Annotated in this window: 9 protein-coding genes; 7 read left to right on the top strand and 2 right to left on the bottom strand. The window is 62.5% G+C overall.

The window, feature by feature from the left end; genetic code table 11:
- Nucleotides 1-123: 123 nt before the first annotated feature.
- Nucleotides 124-1,479, bottom strand: coding sequence for a replicative DNA helicase (gene dnaB / locus HMPREF1136_RS03660; protein WP_009647985.1), 1,356 nt, complete (start codon nucleotides 1,477-1,479; stop codon nucleotides 124-126).
- 341 nt (nucleotides 1,480-1,820) lie between these two features.
- On the opposite strand from dnaB, the gene HMPREF1136_RS03665 reads away from it, so the two are divergent.
- From HMPREF1136_RS03665 to HMPREF1136_RS03690, 6 genes are all read left to right on the top strand, one after another.
- Nucleotides 1,821-3,194 (top strand): MATE family efflux transporter, encoded by a 1,374-nt coding sequence (locus HMPREF1136_RS03665; RefSeq protein WP_009647987.1) that lies wholly within the window; start codon nucleotides 1,821-1,823, stop codon nucleotides 3,192-3,194.
- Between the two features lie 329 nt (nucleotides 3,195-3,523).
- Entirely contained in the window at nucleotides 3,524-3,814 is a 291-nt protein-coding gene (gene rpsF / locus HMPREF1136_RS03670) for a 30S ribosomal protein S6 (RefSeq protein WP_009058013.1), read from the top strand.
- A 32-nt stretch (nucleotides 3,815-3,846) separates the two neighbouring features.
- On the top strand, nucleotides 3,847-4,455 hold the full coding sequence (locus HMPREF1136_RS03675) for a single-stranded DNA-binding protein (RefSeq protein WP_009647984.1): 609 nt from the start codon (nucleotides 3,847-3,849) through the stop codon (nucleotides 4,453-4,455).
- A gap of 94 nt (nucleotides 4,456-4,549) precedes the next feature.
- Complete coding sequence (rpsR, locus tag HMPREF1136_RS03680; protein ID WP_003791435.1) at nucleotides 4,550-4,792, top strand: 30S ribosomal protein S18; 243 nt, start codon at nucleotides 4,550-4,552, stop codon at nucleotides 4,790-4,792.
- A gap of 21 nt (nucleotides 4,793-4,813) precedes the next feature.
- On the top strand, nucleotides 4,814-5,272 hold the full coding sequence (rplI, locus tag HMPREF1136_RS03685) for a 50S ribosomal protein L9 (protein ID WP_009647982.1): 459 nt from the start codon (nucleotides 4,814-4,816) through the stop codon (nucleotides 5,270-5,272).
- Between the two features lie 228 nt (nucleotides 5,273-5,500).
- Complete coding sequence (locus tag HMPREF1136_RS03690) at nucleotides 5,501-6,208, top strand: hypothetical protein (RefSeq protein ID WP_034504766.1); 708 nt, start codon at nucleotides 5,501-5,503, stop codon at nucleotides 6,206-6,208.
- A gap of 63 nt (nucleotides 6,209-6,271) precedes the next feature.
- Here HMPREF1136_RS03690 and HMPREF1136_RS03695 read toward each other — a convergent pair whose 3' ends face one another.
- On the bottom strand, nucleotides 6,272-7,828 hold the full coding sequence (locus HMPREF1136_RS03695; RefSeq protein ID WP_009647988.1) for a hypothetical protein: 1,557 nt from the start codon (nucleotides 7,826-7,828) through the stop codon (nucleotides 6,272-6,274).
- Nucleotides 7,829-7,941: 113 nt separating this feature from the next.
- On the opposite strand from HMPREF1136_RS03695, the gene HMPREF1136_RS03700 reads away from it, so the two are divergent.
- On the top strand, nucleotides 7,942-10,228 hold a 2,287-nt coding region (locus HMPREF1136_RS03700; protein WP_156791834.1), incomplete at its 3' end, for a tetratricopeptide repeat protein.

Raw genomic sequence — 10,228 nt, forward strand, 5'->3', positions numbered from 1 at the left:
CGAGACGACGCGCCGAGCGAAGCTCGCGGCGCGGACGGCGAGCGGGCGGGCAGGCCCCGCGGCGGTCGGAGATCAGGCGGCCGGGCCCGAAGGTGCCCGAAACACCAGCGGGCAAAGCGCCCCTTATTCTCCGCCAACGCCGGGTTCTGGGCGTCCCGTGTAGTTGACGAAGCGCGCCATGTCGCCTTGGAAGAGGGCGGTGACGGTCGCGGTCGCGCCCGCGCGGTGCTTGGCGACGATGATGTCGGCTTCGCCGGGGCGGTCTTCCTTGTCGTAGTAGTCGGGGCGGTGCAGCAGGATAATGATGTCGGCGTCCTGTTCGAGTGAGCCGGATTCACGCAGGTCGCTCATCATGGGTTTGCGGTCGGTGCGGCCCTCGGAGTTTCGGTTCAGCTGTGAGACTGCGATGACTGGGATGTCGAGGTCCTTGGCCAGGAGCTTGAGGTTTCGCGACATCGCGGAGACTTCCTGCTGGCGCGACTCGACTTGGCGGCCGCTTGTCATGAGCTGGAGGTAGTCGATGACGACGAGGCCGAGGTTTTCCTGTTGCTTGAGGCGGCGGCACTTCGAGCGGATTTCGGAGATGGTGATGTTCGCGGAGTCGTCGACGAACAGGGGGGCTTCGCTCATGCGTGAGGTGGTTTCGGCGACCTTGCGCCAGTCGACGTCGCTCATCTTGCCGGCCTGCATCTTGGACAGGCGCACGCCGGATTCGGCGGAGAGCATGCGCATGGCGATTTCCTGCGAGCTCATTTCCAGCGAGAAGATCAGCGAGGTGATGCCGTGTTTCATGGAGGCGGAGCGGCAGAAGTCCAGGGCGAGCGTAGATTTGCCCATGGCGGGTCGGGCGGCGACGATGATCATTTGGCCGCCATGCAGGCCCTGGGTGAGTTCGTCGAGGTCGGTGAAGCCGGTGGGTACGCCGTTGAGTTTGCCTTTGTTTTTCTCGATTTCTTCGAGCGTGTTGAGGACGTCTGAGCTCATCTGGTTCATGGACACGTAGTCGCTGGTTTCGCGTCCGTCGGAGACGGCGTAGACCTCGGCCTGCGCCTGGTCGACGATTTCGTCGACGTCGCCGCCGGCGTCCGCGTAGCCGAGCTGGACGACGCGTGTGCCCGCAGTGACGAGGCGGCGCATGATGGCGCGTTCGCGCACGATGCGCGCGTAGTAGGCGGCGTTGGCGGCGGTGGGGACGGAGGCGATGAGGGTGTGCAGGTAGGCGGCGCCGCCCACCTTTGAGAGGACGCCTGTGCGCTTGAGTTCGCCGGCGACGGTGATTGCGTCGGCGGGTTCTGCGCGGCCGTTGAGTTCGACGATGGTGTTGAAGATGGTCTCGTGGCTGGGCTGGTAGAAGTCTTGGCCGCGCAGCATTTCGGAGACGACGTTGGCGGCCTCGGTTGTCAGCATCATGGACCCGAGGACGCTCATCTCCGCGTCGATGTCCTGTGGGGGGACGCGGTCGAACTGGTCGTCGGGCATCGTGATCCTCTCGGGTCTGTGGGTGTGCGGTGACGAGGCCTGGGCCGGGTTCTCGGGGTTGCTCGCGCCCGGTGAGCCTGTGGATACAGAGCCGTCAGGCGAAGACTAACGCGTCGTCGGCAATTGTGCGACCGGCGCTGTGCACGGGCATGTGCACATATTGTGGATAACCTGTGCGCAACGCCGATTATCCCTGTGTACAGAGAGTAATGACCGCGCTGTCAGGGCAGATATGCTCATCACAGTCACATCATTGTGATTCATTGGGGCGTCTAGAATTTCCATGTGCACAGTTATCCACAGGCCTGTGCACATGTTGTGGATAAGAAGTGGAGCGTGTAATGAGCAGCAATCGTGACTGGGTGAACCAGACGTTGGGCGACCCAGATGAGGCCACCCCGGCCTCGTCGATGCCGACGATCACGACGGGCAAGATCCTCGCGCTGGCCTTGCCGTCGCTGGGCGCTCTGATCGCCGAGCCGCTGTTCACGATCATCGACTCGACGATGGTCGGCCACCTGGGTACGCCGCAGCTGGCGGGCCTGGGCGTTGCTTCCACGGTCTTGAACACGGCGGTTGGGCTTTTTATCTTCCTGGCTTATTCGACGACGTCCCTGACGGGGCGTCACCTGGGGGCGGGTCGGCGTGACCTGGCGCTGCGCTCGGGGATCGAGGCTATGTGGCTGGCGGGAGGCATCGGCGCGGTTGCCGCGATCCTCCTGGCTGCCTTCGCTTCTCCCCTGCTCACCTGGCTGGGTGCCGACGCTGCGACCTTGCCGCACGCCCTGGCCTACCTGCGCTCTTCAGCGCCGGGCTTGATCGGCATGTTCGTCGTCCTGGCGGCCACGGGTACCCTGCGCGGGCTCCAGGACACGCGCACTCCGCTGATCGCTGCCTCTGTGGGCGCGGCCTTCAATGCGGTGGCGAACTGGGTGCTTATGTACCCGCTCGGGCTGGGGGTCGCCGGGTCGGGTCTGGGTACGGCGCTCACGCAGACGCTCATGGCGCTCTTTCTCGGCGGGATCATCGCGCGAGCGGCCCGCCGCGAGGGTGTGAGCCTCAAGCCCTCCACGTACGGACTTTTCGCCTCGGCCGCCGAGGGGACCCCACTCCTTATCCGAACGATCACGCTGCGCGTCGCTCTCCTCGCGACCCTGAGCGCCGTCACGTCGATCTCCACCCAGGCCCTGGCCGCCCACCAGATCGTGTGGACCCTGTGGAGCTTCGCCGCCTACGTCCTCGACGCCCTCGCGATCGCCGCTCAAGCACTGGCCGGCTTCGCGTCGGGCACGGGCCAGCGCGGTGCCATGCAGCCACTCCTGCGCACCCTGAGCCGCTGGGGGCTCGGCTTCGGCGCGGTCGTCGGCGTGGTGCTCGCCCTCACCGCACCGTGGATGAGCCGCATCTTCACAACCGACTTGACAGTCATCGACTACGCGACCACCGCGATCATCGTCAGCGCATTCTTCCAGCCCGTCGCCGGCTACGTATTCCTCCTTGACGGTATCCTCATCGGGGCGGGCCACGGGCGTTACCTGGCCGCAGCCTCCCTCCTCAACCTCGCCGTGTACGCGCCCGTCTTGTGGCTTATCGCCCACTCCTCCGTGCTCGCCAGCTCCCCCGCGCTCGCCCTTGCGCTCGTCTGGCTCGCCTACTCCGCGGTGTACACGGGCATGCGGGCCTTCACCAACGGGTACGCGGCGCGTACGCTCTGAACTCTGATCTTCGACGAGGCCTGGGCGGGCTTCGTCCCTCACGCCCGGTTCGCGCTGCTGCGAGTGTCCAGCGGAGGCGGCCGGGGCCTCGTCCCCCGATCGAGGCATCGGCGCGCTCAGCGGCCCCTCTTGAGCGGCCACGGCCTCGTACTGAGGACCCAGTCGTGACCGGAAACCCCCTGGCGAACAGGCCCCCGCCCGTGTAAAATGAGCAGCTGGACTGTCCGCACCCGTGGACGGCCCAGCAGGCCCCTCCCAGGGGCCATACGCAACGCCCTCCTGTCACGGACCGTCCGTGACCGCAGAGACCATAGGAGGTGGGAACCAACGTGCGTAACTACGAACTGATGGTGATCCTCGATCCTTCGATCGACGAGCGCACCGTCGCCCCCACGATGGAGAAGTACCTGGCACCCGTGGCTGCCAATGGCGGCTCCGTCGAGAACGTTGACATCTGGGGCAAGCGTCGCCTTGCTTACGACATCCTCAAGCGTTCTGAGGGCATCTACGTCGTCATCGACATGACCACGACCCCCGAGGTCGCTCTCGAGATCAACCGCCGCATGGGCATCGACGAGACCATTCTCCGTACGAAGCTCCTGCGCCCCGACGCTCACTGAGCCGACACCACCCCTAAGCCCGAGGAGCCGACATGGCCGGAGATACCGTCATCACAGTCATCGGTAACCTGACCGCCGATCCCGAACTGCGGTGGACGCAGTCCGGTGCCGCGGTCGCCGATTTCACGGTGGCCTCCACCCCCCGAACCTACGACCGTAACGCCGGTGAGTGGCGCGACGGCGACACCCTCTTCATGCGCTGCTCCGTGTGGCGCGAGACCGCAGAGAACGTCGCCGAGTCGCTGCGCAAGGGCATGCGCGTCATCGTTCAGGGTCGCCTCACCCAGCGCTCGTACGACACCCAGCAGGGCGAACGTCGCACGGTCGTTGAGCTGCAGGTCGACGAGGTCGGCCCCTCCCTGCGCCGCGCACGCGCGCAGGTCACCCGCACCGCCCCCTCCGGTGGCGGCGGCTACCAGTCCGACAACCGCGGCCAGCAGCAGGGCGGCTACCAGCAGGCAGCCTCCCAGGGCGGCGGTTACGGCGGCGGCCAGCAGGGTGGATACGGCCAGGGCGGCACCAACTACGGTGCCCAGGGTGGTGCCAACTACGGCGCCCCGACCGGCGGCTCCCCCGAGGACCCGTGGCGCACCGCCCCTTCCGGCGGCTCCACGTCCTTCGGTGACGAGCCCCCGTTCTAAAGTCGCGCGCCCCGGCCCCATTGCCGGATAGCGCCACGTCGAAGACACAACGCTTGGGGCGGGATTGCCCGCCCGGATTCACTAGGAGACCATCATGGCGAAGCCCCAACTTCGCAACAAGCCCATCAAGAAGAAGGCCAACCCGCTGAAGTCGGCCAAGATCGAGAAGATCGACTACAAGGACACCGCTCTGCTGCGCAAGTTCATCTCGGACCGTGGCAAGATCCGCGCTCGCCGCGTGACCGGTGTCTCCACGCAGGAGCAGCGCAAGATCGCTCGCGCCGTGAAGAACGCGCGCGAGATGGCTCTGCTGCCCTACTCCACGACCGGCCGCTGATAAGGGAAGGACACAGCTGATATGGCTACCACGAAACTGATCCTCACCCACGACGTTCCGAAGCTCGGCCACGCCGGCGAGGTCGTCGAGGTCAAGGCTGGCTACGCCCGCAACTACCTGGTCCCCCGTGGCTTCGCCACCAAGTGGACCGCTGGCGCCCAGAAGCAGATCGACCAGATCGCCGCTGCCCGCCGCCGTCACGAGATCGCCACGATCGACGACGCCCGCGTCGTGCGCGACACGCTGCAGGCCGGTGTCGTTGAGATCACCGCGAAGGTCGGCAACTCCGGCCGCCTCTTCGGCGCTATCTCCGCTGCTGCGATCGCTGACGCGGTCAAGGAGCAGCTGGGCCAGACCATCGACCGTCGTCGCGTCATCATCGCCTCGCCCATCAAGGCTGCCGGCGACTACACGGTGACCGTCGGCCTGCACTCCGAGGTGTCCGCGAACCTGCGCGTCCGCGTCATCGCCAAGAAGTGAAGGCTTCACGCATCGGTTGATTGACTGAAGGGTTGGCCCCCGCTCGAACGAGTGGGGCCAACTTTTTGTTTGTCGCGTTGTTTGTCGCGCGCGGGGCGGGGCCGAGTCCGAGGACCATGTGCCTGCTGGTAAGACGCACAAAGAACATCCGTCTATTAATTCCGACGACGTCTCAACCGCCGGCTACATAAGTCGAATAATGGGGCTTACCTTCCGTCTATTACAGACATGAACAAAACAAACACGCCCCCCGTCCACCGTTCCGCCCTCAACTTCCCCCTTCCCCCCATTGTCCATGCGACGAGCTTGATCGATCAGGATCGCGCCGAACGCAAGGGCCGCCGCGGTTGGCGCGTCTCCTTCGACGAGAACGGGATGTGCCCGCACATTGAAACCTTGTACGGAGCATTCGCCCAGAAGGCGATGCGCGTATCTCAGAATCTGCACGACTGCGTTGCAGCAATTGACAAGCGGGTCGGCGCATACAAGCAGGAGCTACTGCTCCTGGAGTCACGCGAAGATGTGGGAGAAAATAGGCACCTGCACCCGGGGGCCTCGCACTACGAGCAGGCTCAAGCACATCGCGCTGAACGCCAGCGCGCTGCGCAGGAAGCTGCGAACACGGCAACGATCCAGTCGTTCTACAAGGCAATCGATGAACTCTTGCAGCAGCGCCGCCACGTGCATGGACAAGCCCGGGATTGCGTGGCTCAGATCTCCGCCAACTTCCACACCCTCGTAGCTGCATACCGCCAGGGTGTGGAGTCAGGCCCCTGGTGGCGCCGCCTGTTCAAGCCGCGCCGCACCATTTCCGAGCCGATCCCGAGGTTCGAACCCTACGTCGAATGGGCAGCAAGTGACCTGCCCATTATGGAGGTCCAGATCGACACGACCACCTCCCCAGAGGTGTCCTGGCAGTACCGTCCGGTGAACTAGTGCGCAGGGAACGTGGAATACCCCCGGGACGGCGGTCGATTCCGAGCCACGGCCTCAGTACGATCACGCTCCGGAGGTTTCCGCGTCCCCTACCACCCGACGTTCCGGAGCTCGGTAGACGGTCAGTCCCGCCCAGGTAATAGGAGCCGAGGCAATATCGGAGGGGTGTTCACGCCACGCCGCGAGCTTGTCTCGCTTCCACTGCGACATATCCTCGATGGGCGTGTCGGACTGGAGGAATTCGTCCACTTTGGTGGCCAGTTCGTGGAACGGGTGGATCGGGTTATTCTGCGTGAAGTAGCCGAGGAAGGCCTGGTCCGTGTACATCGTCCACCGGGTGGCGAACACCAGTTCGGCACCGGCCTCGAGACATCCTGCAGCGAGGCCGAAGGGTTCGTCCGATGCCGACTCGGATCCGGAGTGGCAGGCGATGAGGCCGACCCGTGGGGGCATAGGCCACAGGTCCCATCCGTCCACGGCGGGGACTGTTTCTTCGCCGAACTCGTCCATGGACACAGTGAGGCCGCCGGGGAGAATTTCACCCTGGGGGTAGCGGCACCCGCCCTGGTCTGCTTCCATGTTCAATCGCTCGAATTTCTTTTCACGCCAGGTGGTGGTTCCCTTGGTGAGGTCCATAGCTGAGAACCAACGGAAGTCGCCAGCGTCGACCTCGTCGAGTCCGAATACTTCAGCGAAGTCATTGAGCAGCAACGCTGAGGCGTCGCCTGAGCCTTTGATGTGTCCGATATAGAGCAGACGGGTCAGCGGAGCCTCCGCGTTGTTAACGTTCGCGCGCAGAACATCCGATAGCCACAGTCTGCCAGCGAGATAGCCCTCATACCCACACGGTGGCGTAATGGCTTGATCACCGAGCCGGTCGAGGCGTTCCTTCCAGGTCTCAAAATCCTGTCGCTGCAGGACCTGTCCGTTATGCCTATTCTTCTTCCAGGGCTGTACCAGGTACATGCCGGTGCCCGGGGTCCACGTCGGGTGGGGGATCGTCGGGTCCGAGTCGCGTCGTAGCAAGGGTGCCATGGTAACAACGTCAACAATGTCCATCAGCACTGTCGGCTTGTCAACGCCGGAAAGGTCCTCGCTCTCCGCGTGGCGTTTGAGGAACTGGCGCGCTTCCTCCACGTCGAGGGGAAGCAGTTCCCACGGTACTTGTCCGAGCTTGGGAGGTGGGTTGAGGAGGAGTAGGACGCGCTCGCCCTCGTTGGTGAGGGTGCATTCTCGTTTGACGGATTCGATGAATTCCGCGAGTTCGAGAGTGTCCGTGAGCTCGCACATGAATTCGAGGTTTGCACGGTAGTCGACCAGGCATTTCCCGAGCCTCTCACGGAATGCCGCTCTTTCCATGTCGTCGTGGACTTTTGAGGCGGTCCTACCCTTGCGAGGCGCAGCCAGCAGGGAACTGTTGTCTCCGGCGCTCATGGTGCTCGTGCCGGGCAGGGCAGGGGCGAACTTCTTGCGCAGATCGTCAACTGTTGCGCCCTTGATACTCCTGAAGGCTGGCGGACACACGACGCTCTCCCACGTGACGTAGGTCGTCGAGGTCATGTCCACTCCATGGAAAACCATCTCTCTGTATGCGATGGCCGCGTGCGATGGGATGCTCATGGTTGCTCCTCGTTGGTCAGCATTGACGATCAGGCTAGCTTATCCCCTGGGATCCGTGGAGTACAAACCGTTTATTTTGCCGTTATTTGACGAAATCTGAACGGTGGCGCACAATGGGGGACACCGCTAAGGATACGCGACAACGTATAGTCGCGTTCACCGAAACACGTGACCTGGTTGTGAAGGAAAGGGTACTTCGCATGTTGCTGTTTGGGTCAAAAGAGACACGCACCCGAGCCAAGGCTGAACGGCTATTTAGTCAGGGCATCGAAGCGGCGCGCCGAGACGATTACCTTCGAGCAACCGCACTATTCGAGCGGGCCATGAACCTCTACCGGATGATCCCAGGCACAGAGGAGGAGGAAGCGGTCTGCCTGAAATACCTTGCCGTCATACTGCTCGCTCTAGACAAACTGTCCGAGTCCGAATCCGGCTTCCGTCATGCGCTCACCCTCTACCAAACAATCCCCGGAACAGAACTGGACCAAGCCGACTGCCTGTATGCTCTCGCGATCGCCCTGTGCAAGCAAGGCAATCTAGCGGAGAGTGAAATCCTCTCCCGCCAATCACTCGCGCTCTCCCAAATGATCCCCGAAACAGAGAAGAACCAGGCCGACTGCCTGCTCAACCTCGCCACCACACTACTCCTGCTGGGCAAACCAGTAGACGCCGAATCCATCTACCGACAGTCACTTGCTCTCTACCAAGAACTCCCCGGAACAGAACTGGACCAAGCCGACTGCCTGTACAATCTCGCCAACACCCTGAGCGATCTAAATAAATCGACTGAGGCTGAGTCCATCCGCCGCCAAGCGCTGGCCCTCTACCAGACAATCCCCGGAACAGAACGCGACCAAGCAGATTGCCTACACGCCCTCGCCAACACACTGGACGAGCTGGACAAACCAGCACAGGCAGAGCCGTTCTTCCGCGAAGCGCTGGCCCTCTACCAGACAATCCCCAGCACACAACATGAACAGGCAAGATGCCTGTACAATCTCGCCAACACCCTGCACAAACTAGGCAAAAACGCGCAGGCCGAACCCCTGTATCGCCAGGCAATCACGCTCTATCAAACAATCCCAGGAACACAACAGAAACAGGCTAACTGCCTGAATAACCTCGCCACCACACTGGACGATCTTGGCAAACCAACACAGGCCGAACCCCTCTACCGCCAAGCACTTACTTTCTTCCAAACGCTCCCCGGAACACAACACGAACAGTCTAACTGCCTATACAACCTCGCCAACTCCTTGCACAATCGGGGCAGACAAGCACAAGCCGAACCCCTCTACCGGCAAGCGCTCACCCTCTACCAGCAAACCTCAGGTACAGAATTTGAACAGGCCAACTGCCTGTACAACCTCGCCAAAATACTGATCGATCTCGGCAAACCAGCACAGGCTGAATCCATGCTTCGGCATGCACTCACCCTGTTCCAAGCGATCCCTGGATCGGAAGAGAAACGAGCTCACTGTTTGTCCAATCTCGCCGCCACACTGAACGCTCTGGGGAAACCAGCACAAGCCGAATCTGTCTGCTACCAAGCACTCACCTTGTACCGAGCGATCCCCGATTCAGAGAGCAATCAGGCCATATGCATGTCCAACCTCGCCACCATCCTGGACGCTCTGGGCAAACCAGCACAAGCCGAACCCCTCTACCGACAAGCGCTCACCCTCTACCAGACGGCCCCAAATACTGAACGCAACCAGGCTCAATGCTTGTACAACCTCGCCATCAACCTGAACCGGCTGGAAGAGCCAGACAAGGCTGCCCCCCTCTATCGTCAGGCACTCACCCTGTTTCGAAGCATTTCCGGGACAGAACGCGACCAAGCCAACTGCCTGAATAACCTCGCCACCTGTATGCTCAATCTTAGAAAACTATCCCATGCCGAATCTCTTTATTACCAGGCACTTACCCTGTACCAGAAGATTCCAGGAACAGAATACGAACAGGCCACTAGCACGTACAGCCTCGCCACCACCCTGCTTTCTCAGGGCAAACTGGACCCGACTGAAGCCCTCTATCAAGACGCACTCAAGCAGGCTGTTTCGGCTGCCTTATTCAACGACGAATACCGCTACCAACTCACCTCCCCCACCAAACGACGCGCCTGGATCACCAACCGCGCCCAGCCTTCCATGATTCTCGCCATCGCACTTGCAGGCGTGCTTGAAGAGGCATCCCTTGTCGCTGAGCTTGTAGCCAAGTGGCGCATGGTCGGATCCCTGGCTGCCACGCCCGCAGCGCGCAACAGCGACATTTTCCTGATCACCACGATGCCCGACTTCACCCCACAACCCGAAGAAACCCTCACCCGCACCCCCGGCCCCAACCTCATCCTCCCCCACCCACGCACCGCACCCCTCTACCAGCACCCCACAATCGCAG

It is taken from the genome of Actinomyces sp. ICM47, from assembly GCF_000278725.1.
In the GTDB taxonomy this organism is placed as follows: Bacteria; Actinomycetota; Actinomycetes; order Actinomycetales; family Actinomycetaceae; genus Pauljensenia.